This window comes from Salana multivorans, assembly GCF_003751805.1.
Classification (GTDB): Bacteria; Actinomycetota; Actinomycetes; order Actinomycetales; family Beutenbergiaceae; genus Salana; species Salana multivorans.
Genome location: NZ_RKHQ01000002.1, coordinates 722138 through 745214 on the forward strand (window position 1 = coordinate 722138; position 23077 = coordinate 745214).

19 protein-coding genes are annotated in these 23077 nt (G+C 74.4%); 8 read left to right on the forward strand and 11 right to left on the reverse strand.

Going from position 1 to position 23077, the window contains the following annotated elements; all coding sequences use genetic code 11:
• Nucleotides 1-17: 17 nt before the first annotated feature.
• Nucleotides 18-1229 carry a glycerate kinase gene (locus tag EDD28_RS15480; RefSeq protein WP_123740629.1) on the reverse strand — a complete coding sequence of 404 codons (1212 nt, stop codon included), beginning with the start codon at nucleotides 1227-1229 and terminating at the stop codon, nucleotides 18-20.
• 6 nt (nucleotides 1230-1235) lie between these two features.
• Nucleotides 1236-2675, reverse strand: coding sequence for a dipeptidase (locus tag EDD28_RS15485; protein ID WP_281860579.1), 1440 nt, complete (start codon nucleotides 2673-2675; stop codon nucleotides 1236-1238).
• A gap of 34 nt (nucleotides 2676-2709) precedes the next feature.
• On the opposite strand from EDD28_RS15485, the gene EDD28_RS15490 reads away from it, so the two are divergent.
• A complete protein-coding gene (locus tag EDD28_RS15490; protein ID WP_245968115.1) occupies nucleotides 2710-3348 on the forward strand; it encodes a DUF3043 domain-containing protein in 639 nt (212 codons plus the stop codon).
• 68 nt (nucleotides 3349-3416) lie between these two features.
• On the opposite strand, the gene EDD28_RS15495 is transcribed toward EDD28_RS15490, so the two are convergent.
• Genes EDD28_RS15495 through EDD28_RS15505 form a run of 3 tightly spaced genes read right to left on the reverse strand, consistent with a single transcriptional unit; the run spans nucleotide 3417 to nucleotide 5352 of the window.
• Nucleotides 3417-4466, reverse strand: coding sequence for a quinone-dependent dihydroorotate dehydrogenase (locus tag EDD28_RS15495; RefSeq protein WP_123740630.1), 1050 nt, complete (start codon nucleotides 4464-4466; stop codon nucleotides 3417-3419).
• Between the two features lie 21 nt (nucleotides 4467-4487).
• A complete protein-coding gene (locus EDD28_RS15500) occupies nucleotides 4488-4946 on the reverse strand; it encodes a hypothetical protein (protein ID WP_245968116.1) in 459 nt (152 codons plus the stop codon).
• Nucleotides 4947-4998: 52 nt separating this feature from the next.
• Nucleotides 4999-5352, reverse strand: coding sequence for a hypothetical protein (locus EDD28_RS15505; RefSeq protein ID WP_123740631.1), 354 nt, complete (start codon nucleotides 5350-5352; stop codon nucleotides 4999-5001).
• A gap of 97 nt (nucleotides 5353-5449) precedes the next feature.
• Here EDD28_RS15505 and EDD28_RS15510 point away from each other — a divergent pair, with 97 nt between their 5' ends.
• The 4 genes from EDD28_RS15510 to EDD28_RS15525 all read left to right on the forward strand — a co-directional run bounded on the left by EDD28_RS15510 (nucleotide 5450) and on the right by EDD28_RS15525 (nucleotide 12372).
• On the forward strand, nucleotides 5450-7852 hold the full coding sequence (locus EDD28_RS15510; RefSeq protein ID WP_245968117.1) for an alpha-L-rhamnosidase: 2403 nt from the start codon (nucleotides 5450-5452) through the stop codon (nucleotides 7850-7852).
• A gap of 9 nt (nucleotides 7853-7861) precedes the next feature.
• Complete coding sequence (locus EDD28_RS15515; RefSeq protein WP_123740632.1) at nucleotides 7862-9367, forward strand: leucyl aminopeptidase; 1506 nt, start codon at nucleotides 7862-7864, stop codon at nucleotides 9365-9367.
• 235 nt (nucleotides 9368-9602) lie between these two features.
• The gene (sucB, locus tag EDD28_RS15520; RefSeq protein ID WP_123740633.1) at nucleotides 9603-11438 is read left to right on the forward strand and encodes a 2-oxoglutarate dehydrogenase, E2 component, dihydrolipoamide succinyltransferase; all 1836 of its coding nucleotides are present in this window, start codon (nucleotides 9603-9605) and stop codon (nucleotides 11436-11438) included.
• Nucleotides 11439-11454: 16 nt separating this feature from the next.
• Nucleotides 11455-12372, forward strand: coding sequence for a TIGR01777 family oxidoreductase (locus EDD28_RS15525; RefSeq protein WP_123740634.1), 918 nt, complete (start codon nucleotides 11455-11457; stop codon nucleotides 12370-12372).
• Here EDD28_RS15525 and EDD28_RS15530 read toward each other — a convergent pair.
• Nucleotides 12326-13312: a hypothetical protein gene (locus EDD28_RS15530; RefSeq protein WP_148059644.1), complete on the reverse strand. Its 987-nt coding sequence runs from the start codon at nucleotides 13310-13312 to the stop codon at nucleotides 12326-12328. The two genes, EDD28_RS15525 and EDD28_RS15530, sit on opposite strands and share 47 nt — an antisense overlap.
• A 78-nt stretch (nucleotides 13313-13390) precedes the next feature.
• Between EDD28_RS15530 and EDD28_RS15535 the strand changes: the two genes are divergently transcribed.
• Nucleotides 13391-14107 (forward strand): DUF4191 domain-containing protein, encoded by a 717-nt coding sequence (locus EDD28_RS15535; RefSeq protein ID WP_123740636.1) that lies wholly within the window; start codon nucleotides 13391-13393, stop codon nucleotides 14105-14107.
• Between the two features lie 147 nt (nucleotides 14108-14254).
• On the opposite strand, the gene adhE is transcribed toward EDD28_RS15535, so the two are convergent.
• From adhE to EDD28_RS15560, 5 genes are all read right to left on the reverse strand, one after another.
• A complete protein-coding gene (adhE, locus tag EDD28_RS15540) occupies nucleotides 14255-16894 on the reverse strand; it encodes a bifunctional acetaldehyde-CoA/alcohol dehydrogenase (RefSeq protein WP_123740969.1) in 2640 nt (879 codons plus the stop codon).
• 434 nt (nucleotides 16895-17328) lie between these two features.
• Nucleotides 17329-17742 carry a DUF2568 domain-containing protein gene (locus tag EDD28_RS15545; protein ID WP_170169521.1) on the reverse strand — a complete coding sequence of 138 codons (414 nt, stop codon included), beginning with the start codon at nucleotides 17740-17742 and terminating at the stop codon, nucleotides 17329-17331.
• Nucleotides 17743-17755: 13 nt separating this feature from the next.
• Nucleotides 17756-18319, reverse strand: a complete 564-nt coding sequence (locus EDD28_RS15550) for a TetR/AcrR family transcriptional regulator (protein ID WP_170169522.1) — start codon at nucleotides 18317-18319, stop codon at nucleotides 17756-17758.
• Nucleotides 18312-19142, reverse strand: coding sequence for an alpha/beta fold hydrolase (locus tag EDD28_RS15555; protein WP_123740639.1), 831 nt, complete (start codon nucleotides 19140-19142; stop codon nucleotides 18312-18314). The genes EDD28_RS15550 and EDD28_RS15555 overlap by 8 nt, the downstream gene beginning before the upstream one ends.
• 42 nt (nucleotides 19143-19184) lie before the next feature.
• A complete protein-coding gene (locus tag EDD28_RS15560) occupies nucleotides 19185-19646 on the reverse strand; it encodes an RDD family protein (RefSeq protein ID WP_123740640.1) in 462 nt (153 codons plus the stop codon).
• Nucleotides 19647-19815: 169 nt separating this feature from the next.
• On the opposite strand from EDD28_RS15560, the gene glnA reads away from it, so the two are divergent.
• Nucleotides 19816-21240, forward strand: a complete 1425-nt coding sequence (glnA, locus tag EDD28_RS15565) for a type I glutamate--ammonia ligase (RefSeq protein ID WP_123740641.1) — start codon at nucleotides 19816-19818, stop codon at nucleotides 21238-21240.
• A gap of 193 nt (nucleotides 21241-21433) precedes the next feature.
• Nucleotides 21434-23077, forward strand: coding sequence for a beta-N-acetylhexosaminidase (locus EDD28_RS15570; RefSeq protein WP_123740642.1), 1644 nt, complete (start codon nucleotides 21434-21436; stop codon nucleotides 23075-23077).

Consider the following 23077-nt stretch of genomic DNA (forward strand, 5'->3'; position numbering starts at 1 on the left):
CACGTTCGCTCTCGGCGTCACCAGCGCCACGCCGCGCCCTGGCGCCGTCCCGCCGCCTCGATCCCGTCCTCGTCGCCGGGCACGGACGCCGCGGCGGAGACCCCGTGCGGCGCGCCGGCCCGCCGGTCGAGCGTGCCGGTGCGCCCGAGCGCGAGGGCCGCTGCTCCCTGCGCGCGCGCCACCGCGGAGACCGCGCCGAGCACGCCGCGGTCCGCCTCGAGCGGGTCCACCCGATCGGACAGGCTGACGGCGAGGTCGATCTCCCCGGCGCGCCCCGCGAGCCCCGTCTCGGCCGCGACGAACGCCGCGCCCGACACGACCCGCCCGCCGAGCGCCAGCACGGCGAGGCCGAGCCCGCCGCCCGCACCCGAGCCGGGGACGGCACTCGCGCGCGGCGCCACGCCCTCCCCCGCCAGCAGGTCGGGCCGGCGGCTGCGGGCGGCAGCGTCGGCGAGCGTCCGCTCGGTCGGGGCGAGCGCCGCGTCCCAGGCGGCCGCCGTCTCCTGGCCCACGAGCCCCCCGAGCGCGGACGCCGCCCCGCGCAGACCCCGTGCGGTCCGGTCGCTCGCCGCGGCGAGGACGAGCTCCGTCCCGACCAGCGCGGCTCGCGCGTCCGTGACGATCTCGTCGAGCGCATCGCTCCCGACGGCGGTTCCGGGCACGCCCGGAGCTCCCGCCTCGCGAGCACCAGCATCGAGCGCCCCCGACGCGAGCGCCCCCGCGTCGAGGCCGCCGAGCGCGGCGAGGAACCCGACGCCCAGGTCGAGCAGCTCGGCGTCGCCGCAGCCGACGACGACCCGTCGCGCGCCCGTCGCCGCGGCCGCGAGGACGAGCTGCCCCACGCCGAACGACGTCCTCCGCGCCACCGCGTCGGGACCGTCGCGCGACACGCCGGACTCGTCGCGCGACACGTCGGGCACGTCGGACGCGCCGTCCGGGTCGATCACCGACCCGAGCACGTCGACGGCCTGCACGTAGGCCGTGCCGTCGACGAGGAGGATCAGCGCCGGCAGCGACCGGGCGCCGTCGCGGTCGAGGACGGGCACGACCACCCGCTCGCCGCCGCGCGCGGACTCGATCGCGTCGAGCAGGTCGTGTCCAGCGTCCGAGCACACCACGCCCACCACCTCGGCCTCGGGGTTGCCCGCCAGCCAGCCGCGGCGCAGCGCCGCGAGCGCGCGGGTCGCCGGGACGTCACCGACGCGCGCCGCGCCGAGCAGGACACGCACGACGCCTCAGTCCGACCGGTCGCTCGCCGCACCGATGGCGGCCAGCAGGATCGCCTCGGCCGTCGTCGCCCGCGCCAGCTCACCGAGGTGGACGGACTCGTCCGCTCCGTGCGCGCGCGAGTCGGGGTCCTCGACGCCGGTGATGAGGATGGTCGCCTCGGGTGCGAGGTCGAGCAGGTCCGCGATGAACGGGATCGAGCCACCGACCCCCGTGTCGACGGGCCGCACCCCCCAGGCCGCCTCGAAGGCCGCCCGCGCGAGCGCCATCGCCGGAGCGTCGCCCGGGGCCAGGAACGCCGTGCCCCGCTCCCCCGGCGTCACGCTGACGCGAGCGCCGAACGGGGCGTTCCCGAGCAGGTGGGCCGTGAGCGCCTCCTCGGCCGCGACCGGGTCCTGGCCCGGCGCGACCCGCAGGCTCAGCTTGGCGCGGGCCGTGTGCCGGATCGTGTTCGAGGAGTGCGCGATGCTCGGCGCGTCGATCCCGATGACGGCCAGCGCGGGCTGCCGCCACAGCCGCGCGGCGAGCGCGCCCCGCCCGGCGAGCCGGACGCCGTCGAGCACCCCGGCCTCGGCGCGCAGCTCGGCCTCGGGGTAGTCGACGTCCGCCTCGTCGGAGGTGACGAGGCCCGCGATCGCGACCGCCCCGTCGTCGTCGTGCAGCGTCGCGACGAGCCGGGACAGCAGCGTGAGCGCGTCGAGGACGGGGCCGCCGAACATGCCCGAGTGGACGGCGTGGTCGAGGACGTCCACCTGGACCTCGACGTCGACCAGCCCGCGCAGGGACGTCGTGAGTGCCGGGATGCCGACCTTCCAGTTCGTCGAGTCGGCGACGACCACGACGTCGGCCGCGAGCTCCTCCGCGTGCGCCCGCAGGAAGGGCGCGAACGTCGGGGAGCCGATCTCCTCCTCGCCCTCGACGAAGACGGTGACGGATACCGGCCACTCCTCGCCGTACGTCGCGCCGATGGCGCGCAGCGCGCCGACGTGGGCGACGACGCCGGCCTTGTCGTCGGCCGCCCCGCGACCGAACAGTCGCTCGCCCACCCGGTGCGGCTCGAACGGCTCGGTGCTCCAGCCCTCGCCGGGCGGCTGGACGTCGTGGTGCGCGTAGAGCAGCACGTGCGGCGCACCGTCCGGTCCGGCACGGTGGCCAAGGACGGCCGGGCGACCGCCGGGCACGCGGGTGACCCGCACCTGCGTCAGGCCGGCGTCGCGCAGCAGGTCGGCGACGGCGGCAGCGCTCCGCTCGACGTGCTCCTGCTCGAATGCGGGAGCCGAGACGGACGGGATGCGCACGAGCGCCTCCAGCTCGCCGACGAGCGAGCCGAACGCGTCGTCGACGGCGGCGCGGAGCCGGTCGACGGACTGGCGCGTCAGGGGAAGCCCCTCGAGGGAGGAGGGGGCGGGACGGTCGGGCACGGGCTGGGTCGGGCTGTCGCTGGGCACAGGGAGAACCTACCGACTCGACTACCCTGGAGCGGTGCTCGGACGCAAGAAGGACCAGACTGCCCCCGAGGTCGTGCCGCAGGCGCAGGACGCCCCCGCCTCCACGATCTCCTCCGCCGACGTCGAGACCGCTGCCGGCGGTGTGACGTCCTCGGGGAAGGGCCGCCCGACGCCCCGGCGCAGGGAGGCGGAGTCGAAGAACCGGCGTCCGCTCGTCGTCAACGACCCGAAGGCGGCCCGCGCGGCGCAGCGCAAGGCGAACGCCGAGGCCCGCCAGCGGATGAACGAGGCGATGGTCACGGGCGACGAGAAGCACCTGCCGGCCCAGCACCGCGGCGAGCAGCGCCGCTACATCCGCGACTACGTCGACGCCCGCTGGTCGCTCGGGGAGTTCTTCCTCCCGATCGCCTTCGTCTTCGTCATCGCGACGTTCGTCTTCGGCAACGATGCCCGCTTCGCGCTGCCGCTGCTGCTCGCGCTCTACGGCCTGGTCGGCGTCGCCGTGGTCGACGCCGTGCTCGTCGGCCGACGGATCCGCAAGCAGCTCACCGCGAAGTACGGTGCGGACCGGGTCCAGAAGGGCGGCGTCATGTACGCCGTGCTCCGCTCGTTCCAGCTCCGCCCGACGCGCATGCCCAAGCCGCAGAACAAGCGCGGCGAGTACCCGAGCTGATCCTCGGCCGGCCGGCCGGCCGGCCGAGCCGGCCCGGTTCGATCGGCCCGTCCCGGGGCGGCGCGTCCTCAGTCCGTGCTCGCCCGACGGTTGAGCGCGCGCGCCATGGCCCCCGGCCAGGCCGGCCCGCTGTAGATGAAGGCCGTGTAGGCCTGCACGAGATCGGCTCCGGCGTCGAGCAGGGCGACGGCGTCCTCCGGCGCGGAGATGCCGCCGACGCCGATGACGACGCGCTCGGGTCCCAGCTCGCTGCGGACGATCCGCACGACCTCGAGCGCTCGCGCCCGCACGGGCGGCCCCGACAGCCCGCCGGGGCCGAAGTCGTGGTCGATGGTCGTGTTGGTGGCCACCACCCCGGCGAGGTCGAGCTCGGCGACGAGGTCGCACACGGCGCGGACGTCGTCGTCGGACAGGTCGGGCGCGATCTTGACCAGCACCGGGACGCGGCGACGAGCCGACGCGTCGGCCGCGAGCTGCGCTGCCTCGAGGATCGGCCGAAGGGAGTCGACGGCCTGCAGGTCCCGCAGGCCCGGCGTGTTCGGGCTGGAGACGTTGACGACGAGGTAGTCGGCGTAGCGGGCCAGGGCGGACGCCGACAGCGCGTAGTCCTGGGCCGCGTGCTCGGGCGGCGTCGCCTTCGTCTTGCCGATGTTGACGCCGACGACGGCGGCCGCGCCCCACCGCGTGCGCCGCAGCCGCGCGAGTCGGGCCGCGACCGCCGCCGACCCGGAGTTGTTGAAGCCCATCCGGTTGACCAGGGCGCGCTCGCCGACCCGGCGCCACAGCCGCGGCGGCTCGTTGCCGGGCTGGGCGTGCGCCGTCACCGTCCCGATCTCGACGTGGGAGAACCCGAGCGCCGTGAGTCCGCGGACCATCCGGGCCTCCTTGTCGAACCCGGCGGCCGCCCCGAGCGGGGAGGAGAGGTGGCGGCCGAACAGCTCGAGCGACCCCGGGGCACCGGTCCGGCCGGTCCGGCCGAAGGTCGCGGCCATGAGGGCCCGGGTCGGCGCGAACCGTCCCGCGAGCTCGATCGCGCGTGCCGCGTGGTGGTGCGCCGACTCGGGGTCCATCCGCACGAAGACGGTGCGGAACAGGGCGGTGTAGAGGGGGTGGGCCACGACGTCCAACCTACTGCGACGCTACTGCCGCGCGATGCGCGCCGGGTCCGAGCGCATCAGCCAGGCGATCCCGAGGAACGGCAGCACGAGCGGGACGTACCCGTAGCCCTGGCCCAGGTGCGACCACACCGTCGCCTCGGGGAAGTCCTCCGGGCGGAGGAAGGACCACAGGCCGACCGTGAGGACGCCGACCAGCTCGACGAGGACGGCGGCCCAGGCGATCCGCCTCATCCGGACGCCGTTGTGCGCCAGCGCGATCGTGGCGACGACGTAGATGACGGCGGCGACGAGCGAGAGCCAGTACGCGAGCGGCGCCTCCTCGGGCTTGGTGAGGAGCTGGTAGACGGACCGCGCCGTCGCGGCCAGCGCGAGGATGCCGTAGACGAGGACGAGGGCCCGTCCGGCACCGTAGGCGCGCGGCCGCGGGTCCGCGGGCTCGGGGTGGGGCGGGGTCACGGCGTCAGGAGGCTCGGTCGACACCGGCTCATCATCCCGCACCCGAGGGGCGGGGTGCGTGCCGGACCACGCCGGGCTAGCCGAGCCAGATCTGCCAGATCCGGACCTGGAGCACGACGACGACCACGCACACCACCGCCAGGACGACCGAGCTCCACCGCGTCCGCTCGACGAACGCCCAGGCGAACGCCACCGGCAGCAGGACGAGCTGCGTCACCAGGTAGCCCCACAGGAGCATCGGGTCGGCGCTCGTCGCGCCGTTCGACATGCCGACCGCGACCACGACGGTCTGCACGACGAGCGCGAGCTCGACCACGCCGATCGCCGGCACCTGCGACCCGACCATCGGCTGGTCGCGGACGGCGCGGAGCCCGGCCCACGCCCCGAGCAGCAGCGCGAGCAGACCGACGACCAGGAGGAGCGGGAGCACGCGACAACCCTAGGGCGGCCGGAGCCGCGGTGGACGGCGACTCCTGACGGGCGGCGGACCGTTGACGGCTGTAACGATTCACTCCTACCGTGATCCCGTGCCGCCAGTGACGTCGTCCGAGACGCAGCCCACGCCGTCGACCCTCCACCCCGACCTCGCGCCGCTCGCCGGCGCGCGCCTCCTCGTCCCGACGCCACCGCCGGGCGGGAGCCTCGACCGCGGCGAGGCGGTCGAGCTGATCCGTCGCGTCGACCTCGACCGGCCCCGCTCCGACGTGCGCGCCGCCCGCCTGCTCGTCACGGCGCACGGCGTCGTCGAGGCGTTCCTCGACGGGACCCCGGCGAGCGAGGACCTCCTGACCCCCGGCTGGACCGCGTACGAGCAGCGGCTCGACGTCGCCGCGTGGGACGTGACGACCGCCGTGCGGGACGGGGCGCCCGGCACGCGCTCGCTGACCCTGTCGGCCCGCCTCGGCAACGGCTGGTGGCGCGGCGACCTCGGCTTCGCCGCGGCGGAGGCGAGCTACGGCGAGGACCTCGGGCTGCTCGCTGCGCTCGAGATCACCTACGTCGACGGCACCCGTCAGGTCGTCGTCACGGACGACGCGTGGTCCGCTCGCACGTGCGACGTCACGGCCAACAACCTCTACCTCGGCCAGCGGATCGACGCCCGCCTGCGGGCCGGTGCCGGCCGCGCCGTCGCCGTCCGCACCCGCGACCTCGACCCCGTGCTGCTCACGCCGCGGGTCGCCGAGCCGGTCCGACGGCACGAGGTGCTGCGACCCCGGCGCGTGTGGCGCTCGCCGAGTGGCCGGGTGCTCCTCGACTTCGGGCAGAACCTCGTCGGGTGGCTGCGGCTGCGCGTGGCCGGCCCCGCCGGCACCGAGATCACGGCCCGGCACGCCGAGGTGCTGGAGCACGGCGAGTTGGGCACGCGCCCGCTGCGCCTGGCCACGGCGACCGACACGTTCGTCCTCGCCGGCACGGGCGGGCCCGAGACGTTCGAGCCGACCCTCACCTTCCACGGCTTCCGCTATGCCGAGCTGACGGGCTGGCCGGACGACCTCGTCGCGGCGGTCGAGGCCGGCACGCTCGCGCCGGACGCGATCGAGGCGGTCGTCGTGCACACGGCGATGCGCCCCACCGCGGAGTTCGAGTGCTCCGAGCCGCTCGTCGACCAGCTCGTCCGCAACAGCGTGTGGGGGCAGAAGGGCAACTTCCTCGCGCTGCCGACCGACTGCCCGCAGCGCGACGAGCGGCTGGGCTGGACCGGCGACATCGCCGCCTACGCCGCGACCGCCGCGTTCCAGTTCGACGCGGCCGACCTCCTCCACTCGTGGCTGATCGACCTCGCGCACGAGACGCGCGCCGTCGGGTTCGTCCCCGTGATCGTGCCGTTCCTCGTGCGGCACGGTCGTCTCGACCTCGACTCGTGGGAGGTCTGGCGCACGCCGCAGGCCGTGTGGTCCGACGCCGCGTGCTGGGTGCCCCGCGCGCTGTGGTGGGCGTACGGCGACGTCGACCGGCTCGCCGCGCACTACCCGGGGATGGTCGCGCACCTCGAGTCCGTCGAGCCGGTCCTGTCCGCCTCCGGGCTGTGGGACGGGACGTGGCAGCTCGCGGACTGGCTCGACCCCGACGCGCCGCCGGACGACCCGGCGGCCGCCAAGGCCGACCCCGGGGTGGTCGCCACGGCAGCCCTCCACCACTCGGCCGCGTTCGCCGCCGAGGCGGCGACCGTCCTCGGCCACGACGAGGACGCGGCCCGGTGGACCGCACTCGCCGCCCGGCTGCGCTCGGCGTTCCGGACGCACTACGTCACGGACGACGCCGACGGCCTGCGCGTGCGGTCGGACTGTGCCACGGTCTACGCGCTCGCGCTGCGGCTCGGGCTGCTGGACGAGGGGGAGGACGCCCGCGCCGCCGCCCGGCTCGCCGAGATCGTCGCGGCCGGCGACCATCGCGTCACGACGGGGTTCGCCGGCACGCCGTTCGTCACCTGGGCGCTGTCGGAGCACGGCTACCCCGACGTCGCCTACCGGCTGCTGCTCGAGCGGGAGTGCCCGTCGTGGCTCTACCCCGTGACGATGGGCGCCACGACGATCTGGGAGCGCTGGGACTCGATGCTGCCCGACGGCACCATCAACCCCGGTGAGATGACGTCCTTCAACCATTACGCGCTCGGTGCGGTCGCCGACTGGATCTACCAGGTGGTCGGCGGGATCCGGCCGGCCGAGCCCGGCTACCGGCGGGTGCTCGTCCAGCCCGTCCCCGGTCCCGGGATCGATCGCGCCCGGTGCGCGTACGACGCCCGGGTCGGGCGGATCGAGTCGTCGTGGTCCGTCGACGGCGACGTGTTCCGCCTCCGGGTGGAGATCCCGGACGGCGTGCCGGCCGACGTCGTCCTGCCCGACGGAACACGGCACGTCGTCGGGGGCGGCACGCACGACTTCACCTGCGCCGTCCACAGCCCGGCCCCGCGCGGCGCGTCCGTCTCCTAACATCGACGTATGCCAACGCCTCGCCGTTCCGCGCCAGCCCAGCCCGCCACGCAGGTCCGCCTCACCACGCGGACCCCCGAGACCGCCGACGCGCAGGTCCTCGTCGTCCTGCTCCAGCGGGACGGGGGGTCACCGCGCGTGCTCGCCCCCGGCGCCTCGACGCTGGCCGAGGAGCTCGCCGACGCCGTCGCGGCGCTCGGTCTCGAGGGGGCAGCCGACGAGGTCACCCCGATCCCCGCCCCCGCGATCGTGACGGCCGACGTCGTCGTCCTCGCCGGCCTCGGCGACGCCGTGCTCGACGACGGGCCGGCCGGGGCCGAGGCCGTCCGGCGCGCGGTCGGCGCCGCGCTGCGGGGCGCACCGGCGCGGGAGCGCGTGGCCGTGCTCGCGCCGACCGACTCGCCGGCGGTCGTGGGCGCGGTCGCCGAGGGTGCGCTGCTCGGCGCCTACCGCTTCCGCCGCTACCGCGACGCCGAGGTCGCCGGGACCGTCGAGGTGCTCACGCCGAAGGCACGGACGAAGGCCGTCAAGGAGGCCGTCGAGCGGGCCGAGATCCTCGCCCGCGGGGTCAACGAGATCCGCGACCTCGTCAACACGGGCCCGGGCGACCTCGCCCCGGCCGACCTCGCCCAGCGCGCGAAGGAGGAGCTGCGCGGGACGAAGGTGAAGGTCGAGGTGCTCGACCTCGCCGGCCTGCGCGCCGGTGGGTACGGCGGCATCGTCGGCGTCGGCCAGGGGTCGGCCAACGAACCGCGGCTGGTCACGCTCACCTGGTCGCCCGCGCGGGCGAAGGCGCACGTCGCACTCGTCGGCAAGGGCATCACGTTCGACTCGGGCGGCCTCTCGCTCAAGCCGCCGACCGGCATGGTCACGATGAAGAGCGACATGGCGGGCGCCGCGACGGTCCTGGAGACCGTGCGCGTCGTGGCCGAGCTCGGGATCCCCGTCAAGGTGACCGGGTTCCTCGCACTCGCCGAGAACATGCCGTCCGGCTCGGCCCAGCGTCCCGGCGACGTCCTCACGATGCGCGGCGGCAAGACGGTCGAGGTGCTCAACACCGACGCCGAGGGCCGCCTCGTCATGGCGGACGCGCTGGTCGACGCCGCGGCCCTCGAGCCCGACGCCGTCGTCGACATCGCGACGCTCACCGGCGCCCAGCTCGTGGCGCTCGGTCCGCGCGTCACCGGCGTCATGGGCACGCCGGCCGTGCGCGACGCCGTCGTCACCGCGTCGGACGCGGTCGGCGAGCAGGCGTGGCCGATGCCGCTGCCCGCGGACCTGCGCTCGGGTCTCGACTCCCCGATCGCCGACCTCGCCAACATCGGCGACCGGTTCGGCGGGATGCTCACCGCCGGCCTGTTCCTCCAGGAGTTCGTCGGGGACGTGCCGTGGGCGCACCTCGACATCGCCGGCCCGTCGTTCAACGAGGGCAAGCCGTGGGGGTACACGCCGAAGGGCGGGACGGGGGCGGCCCTGCGCACGCTCGTCGCGCTCGTCGAGTCCTACGCCGGCTGAGGGCTCTCGGGACCGGTCCGGCCGTGTTGGTCGACGGTTCGCCCGTGCCGTCCGAGGTCCGCACCGCTCGCGGTGAGGACGCTCACACCCTCCACTCGCCGGGATCGGCGGGTGGGAGGCACCCCGTCCTCGCGGGGGGTGCCAAGATAGACGGGAGTGCTTGGCCCGACGACGCGCAAGGCTGCGCCGTCCGCGCGAGGTGACTCGCGCGACACGAAGACACGAAGGAGACAGCATGTCCGTGAACGACGGCCCCGTGGAGGGGACGGAGATCACTCTGCCTGCGCTGGGTGAGTCGGTGACCGAGGGGACGGTGACGCGCTGGCTCAAGGAGGTCGGTGACACGGTCGAGCTGGACGAGCCCCTCCTGGAGGTCTCGACCGACAAGGTCGACACCGAGGTCCCCTCCCCCGTGGCCGGCACCGTGCTGGCGATCAAGGTCGGCGAGGACGAGACCGTCGAGGTCGGCACCGTCCTGGCCGTCGTCGGCGACGCCGCCCAGCTCCAGCAGGGCGGGGCCGAGGGCGACACCGCGTCGGGCGCCCAGCCCCAGTCGGGCGCACCGGCGGAGCCCGACCAGGCCGAGCCACCCACCGAGGAGGAGCTCGAGGCCGCCAAGGACGAGACGCCCGCCGCGTCGGCGTCGGCGTCGGCCGCCTCCGCGACGAACGACGGCCCCGTGGAGGGGACGGAGATCACTCTGCCTGCGCTGGGTGAGTCGGTGACCGAGGGGACGGTGACGCGCTGGCTCAAGGAGGTCGGTGACACGGTCGAGCTGGACGAGCCCCTCCTGGAGGTCTCGACCGACAAGGTCGACACCGAGGTCCCCTCCCCCGTGGCCGGCACCGTGCTGGCGATCAAGGTCGGCGAGGACGAGACCGTCGAGGTCGGCACCGTCCTGGCCGTCGTCGGCGACGCCGCCCAGCTCCAGCAGGGCGGGGGCGCCACGAACGACGCAGCGCCCACCACCGAGACGCCCGTCGAGGCCGAGATCGAGCCTGCTCCCGCTGCTCCTGCGCCTGCTGCTCCGGCTCCCGCTGCTCCGGCCGCCGCGCCCGCGCCGGCTGCTGCCGCGCCCGCCGCCTCGGCTCCCGCCCCCGCGGCTGCTCCGGCGCCGGCTGCTGCCGCCGTGTCGGACGGCCCGGTCTACGTGACGCCGCTCGTGCGCAAGCTCGCGCAGCAGCACGGCGTCGACCTCGCCTCGGTCAAGGGCTCCGGTGTCGGTGGCCGGGTCCGCAAGCAGGACGTGCTCGCCGCGGCCGAGGCCGCCAAGGCTCCCGCCGCGGAGGCCGCCGCTCCCGCGGCGTCGTCCGGCGCGGCTCCGGCCGCCGCCTCGACGCGGCTCCCCGTCTCGGAGCAGCGCGGCACGACGGAGAAGATGCCGCGCCTGCGCAAGGTCATCGCCTCGCGGATGGTCGACTCGCTCCACACGATGGCGCAGCTCACCACGGTGGTCGAGGTGGACGTCACGCGGGTCGCCGCGCTGCGCGCCCGCAAGAAGGGCGAGTTCGAGTCGAAGGCTGGCCTCAAGCTGACCTACCTGCCGTTCTTCGCGAAGGCGGCGGTCGAGGCGCTCCAGGCCTACCCGAAGCTCAACGCCCGCATCGAGGACGACACGATCGTCTACCCGGACGCCGAGAACCTGTCGATCGCCGTCGACACCCCGCGCGGCCTCGTCGTCCCCGTCGTGAAGAACGCCGGCGACATGACGATCGCCGAGCTGTCCGGCTCGATCAACGACCTCGCGGCCCGCACGCGGGACAACAAGATCGGTCCCGACGAGCTGTCCGGCGGCACCTTCACGCTGACCAACACGGGCTCGGCCGGGGCGCTGTTCGACACCCCGATCGTCCCGCTGCCGACCGTCGCCATCCTCGGCGTCGGCACGATCGTCAAGCGCCCGGTCGTCGTCCCGACGCCCGAGGGCGAGACGATCGGCATCCGTTCGATGGTCTACCTCGCGCTGTCCTACGACCACCGGATCGTCGACGGCGCGGACGCCGGCCGCTACCTCACCGCGGTGCGCAAGCGCCTCGAGGAGGGCGCGTTCGAGGCCGACCTCGGCATCTGATCGACCGGCTCCGGCAATGACGACGACTCAGCCCGGAGGGACCGTCCTGCTGGGCGGTGCCTCCGGGCTGATCGGTTCCCGGCTCGCCTCGGCCCTCGCGGCCGAGGGGTACGGGGTGCGCCGGCTCGTCCGCCGGGAGCCCCGCGACGCCGGTGAGGTGTCGTGGGATCCCGCGGCCGGCCGCCTCGGCGACGCCGCGCTCGACGGGGTGTCCGCCGTCGTGATCCTGTCCGGTGCCGGCGTGGCAGCCCACCGGTGGACCCGCGCCTACCGGCGCGAGCTCGTCCGGTCGCGGACCGGGCCAGTCTCGCTCGTCGCCGCCCGGCTCGCCCAGCGCGTCGCCGCCGGGCACCCGCCCGTCCGGCTCGTCACGGCCTCGGCCGTCGGCTACTACGGCGATCGGGGCGAGACGATCCTCACCGAGTCCAGCGGCCCCGGCGACGGCTTCCTCGCCGACCTCTGCGTCGCCTGGGAGGGCGCGACCCGCCCGGCGACGACGGCCGGCTGCTCCGTCGCGCACGCCCGCACCGGCATCGTGCTCGACCCGGCCGGTGGCGCCGCCGCCCGCCTGCTCCCGCTCGTCAGGCTGGGGCTGGCCGGGCCGATGGGCTCGGGCCGGCAGTGGTGGCCGTGGATCACGCTCACCGACGAGGTGAACGCCCTCGTCCACCTCGTCGGGAGCTCGCTCACGGGCGGCGTCAACCTCACCGCGCCCGAGCCCGCGCGCAACCGTGACCTCGTCAGGACGCTCGCCCGGCGGGCGCACCGCCCCGCGGTCCTGCCCGTGCCCGGCTGGGCGCTCCGCGTCGCGCTCGGCGGGTTCGGCGGCGAGCTCGTCGCGTCCCAGCGGGTGGTGCCGGAGGCGCTGACCCGCGACGGGTTCACCTTCACCTCCCCCACGATCGACGACGCGGCCCGAGCCGTCCTCGGCTGAGCACGCCCCACCCGAGCCGGCCGCCACGCGGGCGGTCCGGCGACGCGAGCGCCGTCGCCGCCCTCCGGTCGCCGACGGCGTCGAGGAGCAGCCGGGTGCGCGGGTCGACCCACGACGGCACCGCGACCGGCCGGGTGCCGACGTCGCGAGCCGTCGCGTCGAGCAGCCGCGCGAGCCACGACGCCGTCACGTCGTCGACCGACGGACCGTCGGTCCCCGGGTGCGCGAGGACCGCCTGGCCGGCGCCGACGCGCACCGGCACCCGGTCCCGGCCGACGAGCACCTCGTCGAGCAGCAGGCCGACGGCCGCACCGACCTCGATGTCCAGCTCCCGCGCGATCCAGCCCGCCAGCACGCCGAGCGCGACCGCGTCGTCCGCGGGCGACGCCTCCGGGCGCCGGTGACCGATCGAGAGCGCGAGGTCCAGCCGGGGACGCCCGGTCGCGTCGACCAGCACGCTCTCCGGGCCGAGCCAGCCGGCCGCGATCCCGCGCGCGTGCATCGGGACCAGCGCGGCAGCGAGGCCGTGCAGCAGGACGCGCAGACCGGGTCCGTCCAGCCCGTCGTCCTCGACCCGCCCGCCGTGCCGATCGCGCTCGTCCGGCCGGCGCCACCGCCGGACGAGCGCGAGCAGCGGAACGGCGGTCGGCGGGTCGAGCACCGCGAACGTCGCGGGACCGGAGCCCACCACGGCCAGCGGGCGCAGCAGCTCCTCCCGGGGCGGCAGTCGCGCGAGGTCGCCCAGCAACCGCGGTCCCGCGCCGGGTGGGAGGCGCCGGACGTGGACGAGCCGGCCGTCGAACCAGCCGGCCGCCGGGTCGAACCCGGCCGGTCCGACCGGCTCCCCGACGACGAGTCGGGCCCGGCCGGCAGAGGCCGCCGAGGCGCGGCGCCGCGCGAGGTCGACGGGCGTCGGCGGGGTGGGTCGATGCGTGGTCATCCCCGCAGTCCAGCGCATCGACGGCCCCGTCCGCTCGTCGTCCACAGGTGGCTGTCCACAGGTAGGCTTGGCCGCATCATGGCCCGTAAAGACTCCTCCACCCCTGCCCCCGCGAAGAAGCGCCGCTGGTACCACCAGCTCTGGGACGTCTTCCAGATGACGCGGAAGTCCGACCCCGCCGTCACCTGGTGGATCCTCGGGTCCTTCCTCGGCGTCGTCGCGCTCGGCGTGCTCGTCGGGTTCCTGCTCAACCCCGGCATGCTCTGGTACTTCGTCGTGCTGGCGATCCCGTTCGGGCTGCTCGCGGCGATGTTCATCCTGTCCCGCCGGGCCGAGAAGGCGGCCTACGGACGGATCGAGGGTCAGCCGGGGGCCGTGTCTGCCGCGCTCGGCACGATCCGGCGTGGGTGGAGCATCGAGGAGCAGCCGGTCGCCGTCGACCCGCGCACCCAGGCGATGGTGTTCCGCGCGATCGGCAAGCCCGGCGTCGTCCTCGTCGGCGAGGGCGGCTCGCGCGGCGTCCAGCAGCGTCTCCTCGAGGGCGAGCGCAAGCGCGTGCTGCGCCTCATCCCGGAGGTCCCGGTCCACCTCATCCAGTCCGGCCGCGAGGAGGGTCAGGTTCCGCTGCCCGGCCTCGTCAAGGCGCTGCGCAAGCAGAAGGGCAACCTCACGAAGCTCGAGGTCGCCGAGGTGAGCAAGCGGCTCGCCGCGCTGGCGAAGCTGCAGATGCCGATGCCCAAGGGCGTCGACCCGATGCGCGCCCGCCCCGACCGCAAGGCGATGCGCGGCCGCTGAGGCCGCTGCGGCCGCCGCCGCGCCGCCCGAACCGGCGCCGCGCCGCCCGAACCGGCGCGAGAGACACCTCGGCCCCGACCAGCTCACGCTGGCCGGGGCCGAGGTGTTTTCGTGCGGGATCGCTCGCGGTCCCGCCGCCTCTCCCGATCAGGAGGCGGCGACCTCCACGGCTCCCTCGCGACGAGCCTTGACCTCCTCGACCGAGGTGCCGTAGTACGCGGCGAGCATGATGTCCTTCATGTCCTCGCGCATCGGCATCCGCGGGTTCGCGGGGGCGCACTGGTCCTCGTAGGCACCCGTGGCGACCTCGTCGAGACGCGAGATGAACTCGGTCTCGTCGACGCCCTGCGCCTGGAAGGACTGCGGGATGCCGATCCGGGCGCGCAGCGACTCGACCGCCTGCGCGTAGGACTCGACACCCTCCTCCGGCGTGCGGGCGGGCAGCCCGAGGTGCTGGGCGATCTGCTGGAACCGCTCGGGCGCGACGTAGTGCTCGTACTTCGGCCAGGACGTCAGCTTCGTCGGGATCTGCCCGTTGTAGCGGATGACGTGCGGCAGGAGCGTGGCGTTGGTGCGGCCGTGGACCAGGTGGTAGGTCGAGCCGACGACGTGGGCCATCGCGTGCACGATCCCGAGGAAGGCGTTCCCGAACGCCATCCCGGCGATGGTGCCCGCGTTGTGCATCTTCTCCCGGGCCTCGACGGTCCGCGGATCCTCGGCCGACCCGTTCACGGACTGCGCCAGGTTCTCGAAGATGAGCTTGATGGCGTGCAGCGCGAGGCCGTCCGTGAAGTCGTTGGCGTAGACCGCCGTGTAGGCCTCGGTCGCGTGCGTCAGGGCGTCGAACCCGGAGTCGGCGGCCAGCGTCCTCGGCATGGACGACGTGAGCGCGGGGTCGATGATGGCGACCGACGGGGTCAGCGCGTAGTCGGCGAGCGGGTACTTCTTGCCGGCGTCGGGGTCGGAGATGACCGCGAACGGCGTGACCTCGGCGCCTGTGCCCGACGAGGTCGGGATGCACACGAGCTGCGCCATCTTGCCCAGCACGGGGAAGCGGAACGCGCGCTTGCGCACGTCGAAGAACTTCTGCTTGAGGTCGGAGAAGTTGATCTCCGGGTGCTCGTACAGCAGCCACATGACCTTCGCGGCGTCCATCGGCGACCCGCCGCCGAGCGCGATGATCGTGTCCGGCTCGAAGTGGCGCATCTGCTCGGCGCCCCGCTGCACCGTCTGCACGCTGGGCTCGGGCTCGACCTGGTCGATGATCTGGATGGCGACCTTGTTGCCTCGCCGGTTGAGCACGTCCATCACCCGGTCGACGAACCCGAGCGTCGTCATGACGGCGTCCGTCACGATCGTGACGCGCTCGACGTCGGGCATGTCCGCGAGGTAGCGGATCGCGTTCGGCTCGAAGTACGTCTTCGCCGGGACCTTGAACCACTGCAAGTTGTTGTTCCTCCGCCCGATGCGCTTGATGTTGACGAGGTTGATGGCCGAGACGTTGTTCGACACGGAGTTGTGACCGTAGGAGCCGCAGCCGAGCGTCAGCGAGGGGATGAAGGCGTTGTAAATGTCGCCGATCCCGCCGAGCGAGCTCGGCGCGTTCGTGATGATCCGGACGGCCTTGACGCGCGAGCCGAACTCCTCGGCCAGCTCGGCGTCCTCGGTGTGGATCGCGGCGGAGTGTCCGAGACCGTCGAACTCGACCATCTCCTCCGAGAGCCGGATGCCCTCCTCGGCGGAGTGCGCCCGCAGCACGGCGAGCACGGGGCCTAGCTTCTCCCGCGTCAGCGGCTCGCCCGGACCGACCTCGCTGACCGGCACGAGGATGATCGACGTCTGCTCCGGCACGGAGAACCCGGCCTGCTCCGCGATCCAGGTGGGCAGCTTGCCGACGACGGCGGCGTTGAGCTTCGCGCCGGCGCAGTTCGCGTCGCCCGCCTCCACGCCGAAGATGTACCGCTCGAGCAGCGCCTTCTCCTCTTGCGAGGCCAGGTAGGCGTGCAGGGTGGCGAACTCCCCCAGCGCCTCGTCGTAGACCTCGTCGTCGATGATGACGGCCTGCTCGGAGGCGCAGATCATCCCGTTGTCGAACGCCTTGGACAGCACGACGTCGTTGACCGCGCGCTTGAGCTTCGCCGTCTTCGTGATGTACGCGGGGACGTTGCCGGCGCCGACGCCGAGGGCCGGCTTGCCGCACGAGTAGGCGGCGCGGACCATCGCGTTGCCGCCCGTCGCGAGGATGAGCGCGACGCCCGGGTGGTTCATCAGCTCGCTCGTCGCCTGGAGCGAGGGCTCCTCGACCCACTGGATGCACGCCTCGGGGGCACCGGCAGCGACGGCGGCGTCGCGGACGACGCGGGCCGCGGCGACGGAGCACTCCTGCGCGCCCGGGTGGAACGCGAACACGATCGGGTTGCGCGTCTTGAGCGAGATGAGCGCCTTGAAGATGGCGGTCGAGGTCGGGTTGGTCACCGGGGTGACCCCGCAGACGACGCCGACGGGCTCGGCGATCTCGGTGATGCCCGTGAGCTCGTCCTTGCTGATGACGCCGACCGAGCGCAGGTCGCGCATCGAGTGGGTCACGTGCTCGCAGGCGAAGATGTTCTTGACGGCCTTGTCCTCGAAGACGCCGCGGCCGGTCTCCTTCACGGCGAGCTCGGCGAGGACGCCGTGCTTGTCGAGGGCCGCGACCGCCGCCTTGGCGACGATGTAGTCGATCTTCTTCTGGTCGTAGGCGGCGTACTCCTCCAGCGCCACCCGGGCCCGCGCGACGAGCGCGTCGATCGCTGTTCCAGCGACGGGCTCCTCGACGGCGGCGGGGGCGGCCTTCGCGGGCGCCTTCTCGGCGGCGGGCGCGGCGTCGTCGCTCGCGGCGGGGGCGACGTCGGCGGACCCGCCCTTGGACCGGGCCCGGCCCTTGCGCGGGGCGACCGCATCGGTGGCGTCGACGGGCTCGACGACGTCCTGGACCTCAGTCTTGGCGGTGGTAGTCACGTGGACTCCTTGGTCGTGTTGATCGGGTGCTTTCACGCTAGGAGCCGGGTGACGGCGTTTCATAAGGCCCAGGTCCCGGGGACTTCGGTCCCCGGGACCTCGGTCCCGGGACGGTGTCCGCGCAGGTCAGCGCCGGTTCGGACGGCGTGGGGCCGCGTCAGGACGCCACGGGGCGGCCGGGACGCCGATGTGGTCTTCGTCACGTCCGGCCGGCGAGCCGCCGGCTACGGCGTCCGCCGCAGGAGCGCGAGGGCGGCCCGGTCGAGCAGCCAAAGCCCGACGCCGAGCGCGGCGGGCACGCCGTGCCCGACGGCGAGCAGGCCGGCGCCGACGCCCGCGAACAGAACGGTCTCGATCCCGAGCGACGCCGCCGCGGGCAGCCCGACGGGGGCGCGCGGCGAGAGGAGGACGCCCCACAGCGTCGCGACCGCGGCGACCGCCAGGATCGCGGCCGGCCAGCTCCACCCGCCGGGAACGACGTCGTGGACGAGGACGGCGACGCCGGCCAGGAGCGCGAGCTCGAGCAGGAACCGCGCGGTCAGCACGAACACCAGCGCCGGCGACGCGCCGGCGAGGGCGTCGGGCCGGCTCCCCGCCGCCGGCCCGCCCCGCCGTCCGGCGTCCGGCCCTCCGGTCACGAGCCGCGTCCGGTCACGGCGCCCACCCGACGAGCGCGGCGTCGAGCGCGGCGACGGCGCGCGCGACGGTCGCGTCGAGGCCGCGCGGCTGCTTGAACCCCCCGACCCGCTCGAGATCGACGAACCCGTGCAGCGTGGCGCGGACGAGACGGATCGCGTCGGTCAGGTCATCGCCGTCGAGCCGGTAGGCGCGCAACGCGGACGCGATGACGGCGACGAGCGCCTCGGCGGCGGCCTGCCCGTCGGCGTCGTCGGGCTCGGGCGCGATCTGGAGCGCCGCGTACCGGCCGGGATGCCGCGCGGCCCAGGCCCGCAGGGTGTCCGCGAGCGCGGCGAGCGCCTCCCCGCCCGAGAGCCCCGCGCAGGCCGTCGAGAGGGCGGCGGCGGCCTCGCGCGCGGCCAGCCGGCCGATGGCGCGGCGCAGGTCGTCGAGGTCGGCGACGTGCCGGTAGACGCCGGGCGGCGCGATGCCGAGGGCGCGGCCGAGCCTCGTGATCGTCAGCTCCGCGAGCCCGATGTCGTCGGCGAGGACCGCGGCGCGCTCGACCACCGCGCCGCGGGTGAGCCGCTCAGCCACGGGGATCCCCGTCGGTCCCCGCGAGGAACGGCAGCAGGACCTCCAGCACCTCGGCCGGGCGCTCGGCCATCGGGTAGTGGCCGGCGCCGCCGATCATCCGGTGCCGCCCGTTCAGGGCGCCGGCGATCCAGGCGGCCTCCGCCCGCGGGTCGGGGAAGTCCCGGTCCTCCTCCCCCATGACGACGAGCGTCGCCGCGCGCACCCGCGGCAGGGCGGCCTCGGCCGGCGCGTGGGACGTGCGCGTCGTCGCCTGGAAGGCCGACCAGCGACCGGGCCGGCGCAGCAGCGCGAGGGCGCGAGCGGTGTGCTCCGCGTGGTCGGCCGGCGTGGCCCGGCCGAACAGCGACCGGTAGTAGGCGCCCCAGAGGGCCGGCCCCCAGGGCCGGGCGAGCAGCAGGCGCAGGAGGAGCCGGGCGGCAGGCGAGCCGTGATCGCGGACGAACGGGCCGACGAGCACGAGCCCGTCCACGGCGGCCGGGCGCTCCGCCGCAGCCAGCACGGCCGCCGCCGCCCCCATCGAGCTGCCGACGACGGTCGCCGGCCCGCCGCCGAGCGCGTCCACGACCGCGAGCAGGTCGCCCGCGGCCGCGGGGTCGTCGTAGGCGTCGAAACCGGTCGAGCTGTCGCCGTGTCCGCGCAGGTCCATCGCCGCCACGCGATACCCCGCGTCGACCAGACCGGGCACCAGGTGCCGGAACGCTGCTCGGGACTCGCCCATGCCGGGGACGCACACGACCAGCCGGGCGGTGTCCGGCGCCGACGCGGGCGCCGTCACCGTCGCCGCGACGAACCCGCCGGGGCGGGGAACCTCGATCGTCTCCATGTTACGAACCGTAACATGGAGATACGAAGCGTTGCTAGAGGGTCAGCCCCGCGACGAGGCCGACGGACCGGGGCGGGGGCCGGACGGCGCGCTCGGCGGCGTCGCGCGGGCGGCGAACCGGTCGATGAAGGTGCCGGCCCAGGTGTCGTGCAGGCCGCGTCCGTCGGCGCCGGCGACCGCGACCGGGATGAGCAGGAGCAGGCACGCCGTCCGGATGAGCGACTGCACCGGCCCGATGGGCGCCGTCCCCGTCGCCATCCGGTAGACCCGCAGCCCGAACAGGCGGTGGCCGATCGTCGCGCCGAGCGTGGCGAGGAGCAGGAACGTCATCGCGCCGAAGACGGCCAGCGTCGCCATCGGGTGGTACTGGAAGAAGCCGGCGGAGATGAGCGAGGCGATGACCCAGTCGATGACGAGGGCGCCGAGCCGCCGGCCCAGGTGGGCGCCGGGCTCCGTCACGTCGGCCGGACGCGCGGGTCCGGAGCCGGTGGACGGGGAGGGCACGGATCGAGTCTACGGTGGGTACCGGCGCGGGTGCGGACCTCCGGCTCCCCGGAGGGCTCGTAACGCGACCGACACATTCGAGTCATGGCAGAGAAACGACGCGCTCGTAGCGTCGCCGCGTGTCCGGTCCACTCGCGGACCCCGGGACGAACCCTTCGATCGGAGCCTCATGTTCAGTTCAGCCGAGGAAGCAATCGCGTATACGCGCGAGAACGACGTCAAGTTCATCGATGTCCGCTTCATCGACCTGCCCGGGGTGCAGCAGCACTTCAACATCCCCGTCGAGGCCTTCAACGACGACGCCTTCACCGAGGGCCTCATGTTCGACGGATCGTCGATCCGCGGGTTCCAGGCGATCCACGAGTCGGACATGAAGCTCATCCCCGACGTGACGAGCGCGTTCATCGACCCGTTCCGGGCGGCGAAGACGCTGGTCGTGTACTTCTCGATCGTCGACCCGTTCACGGACGAGCCGTACGCCCGCGACCCGCGTCAGATCGCGAGCAAGGCCGAGGCGTACCTGCGCTCCACCGGGATCGCCGACACCGTGTACTTCGGCCCGGAGGCCGAGTTCTACCTGTTCGACTCGATCCGGTACGACGCGCGCGAGTGGGAGGCGTTCTACCACATCGACTCGATCGAGGCCGACTGGAACACCGGGCGCGAGGAGGAGGGCGGCAACCTTGGGTACAAGACCCGCTTCAAGGGCGGCTACTTCCCGCTGTCCCCCAGCGACAAGTTCGCCGACCTGCGCGACGAGATGGTCCTGACGCTGCAGCAGATCGGCCTCGAGGTCGAGCGGGCCCACCACGAGGTGGGCACGGCCGGTCAGCAGGAGATCAACTACCGGTTCGCGACGCTGCGCTCGGCCGCCGACGACCTGATGAAGTTCAAGTACATCATCAAGAACGTCGCCTACAACGCCGGCAAGACCGTGACGTTCATGCCGAAGCCGCTGTACGGCGACAACGGCTCGGGCATGCACTGCCACTCCTCGCTGTGGAAGGACGGCGTCCCGCTGTTCCACGACGAGTCCGGCTACGGCGGCCTGTCCGACATCGCCCGCTGGTACATCGGCGGCCTGCTGCACCACGCGCCGTCGCTGCTGGCCTGGACGAACCCCTCGGTCAACTCCTACCGCCGGCTCGTGCCGGGGTACGAGGCGCCCGTCAACCTCGTCTACTCGGCCCGCAACCGCTCGGCCTGCATCCGCATCCCGGTGACGGGGTCCTCGCCCAAGGCCAAGCGCGTGGAGTTCCGCGTGCCGGACCCGTCGGCCAACCCGTACCTGGCGTTCTCGGCCATCCTCATGGCCGGCCTCGACGGCATCAAGAACCGGATCGAGCCGCCGGAGCCGATCGACAAGGACCTGTACGAGCTGCCCCCCGAGGAGCACGCGCAGATCGCCCAGGTCCCGGGCTCGCTGCCCGAGGCGCTCAAGGCGCTCGAGGAGGACAACGAGTACCTCACGCAGGGCGACGTGTTCACCACGGACCTCATCGAGACCTGGATCGACTACAAGCGCACCCGCGAGGTCGACCCGGTCCAGCTCCGCCCGACGCCGCTGGAGTTCGAGCTCTACTACGACATCTGATCGGTCGACGCCTCGTCGACGATCGACGAACCGGCCCCTGACCCCGCGCGGGTCGGGGGCCGGTTCGTCTCTCCCGGGCCGGGTCAGCCGCGGACCACCCGCCGGGTTCCCCGACTCCCGCCGACTCGTCGAGCCCGGCCTCGCCCGGAGCGGTGACGCGGCGGAACGACGGCGTGGTCCCTAGGCTCGGGGGGTGACCTCCTCCCGGGCCCTCGCGCTCGTCCCCGCCCCCGATCACCTCAGCCCCACCGCGGAGGACGACGCCGACGTCGTCCTCCCCGCGGCGCCGCGCGTACGGATCGCCCCGGAGCTGACGGGCGCCCGGGTGCTCCTGCGCGACGTGCTCGGCGTGCGGCTCGGCCTCGACCTCGTCGGCTCCGACGGGACCGACGCCGACGCGGCCGAGACCGACGCCGACGTCGTCCTCCGCCACGACGCCGCCCTCGATCCCGAGGGCTACCGGCTCACGGTCGCCACGACCGGGACCGCGGTCACCATCGAGGCCGCCACCGCGCTCGGCGCGATCCACGCGATCCGCACGCTGCAGCAGCTCGTCGGCCCGCGCGCCTACCGGACGACCCCGATCGACGACGCACCGGTCGTCCTCCCGGCGGTCGTGGTCCAGGACGCCCCGCGGCTGGGCCACCGCGGCCTGCTGCTCGACGTCGCGCGCCACTACCTGCCGAAGGAGCAGGTGCTCCGGTACGTCGAGCTGGCGTCGCAGCACAAGCTCAACATGCTCCACCTCCACCTCACCGACGACCAGGGCTGGCGCCTGCCCGTCCCCGGCTACCCGCGCCTGGCCGAGGTCGCCGCCTGGCGTCACGCCTCCCCCGTCGACGCGGTCCGCGGCGGCCCGGTCGACGGCGAGCCGCACGGCGGCTGGTACACGGCCGACGACCTGCGCGAGATCGTCGCGTTCGCCCGGGGGCGGGGCGTCACGGTCGTGCCGGAGGTCGACCTGCCCGGTCACGTCCAGGCCCTGCTCGCCGCCTACCCGGAGCTCGCCCCCGGCGGTGCGCCGGCCGAGCCGCTCGAGGTGTGGACCAGGTGGGGTCTGAACCCGCACGTCCTCGGCGTGCACGAGGCGGCGCTCGACTTCGCCCGGGCCGCGCTCGACCAGCTCGTCGACATCTTCGACTCCGAGCTGATCTGCATCGGCGGCGACGAGGTGGACACGCGGGACTGGGCGGCCGACGCCGACACGCGCGCACTGGCAGCGGAGCTCGGGCTCGACGGCGTCGACGCGCTCCTGCCCTGGTTCTCGACGCAGCTCGCGGAGCACCTCGCCGCCAACGGTCGGCGCACGAGCGTCTGGGACGAGGTCTCGGGCGAGGGACTGCCGCGGGACGTCGTCATCACCGTGTGGCGCGCGGCGACGAGCGCCGTCGAGGCGATCGCCGGCGGGCACGACGTGATCCTGTGCCCGGAGAGCGTGCTCTACCTCGACCACCGAGCGGGGCTCGGCGAGGAGGAGCCGGTCCCCGTCGGCGGCCTGCACACGATCGAGGACGTCTACCGGTACGACCCCGCCTCGCCCGACGTCGTCGCGGCGACCGGGCTGCCCGGCGCCGGCCGGCTGCTCGGCGCGCAGGCGCAGGTGTGGCGCGAGTACCTGCCCGACTCCCGGCGCACCGACTACGCGACGTTCCCCCGCCTGGCCGCGGCCGCCGAGAGCTTCTGGTCGGACCGGCGGGACTGGACGGACTTCGAGTCCCGCCTCGCCGCGCACCTGGGCCGGCTCGACGCGGCCGGCGTCGAGTACCGGCCGCTCGACGGGCCGCTTCCCTGGCAGCGGCGTCCCGCGCTGCGGGGGCGCGTCATCGGCGAGCCCTGA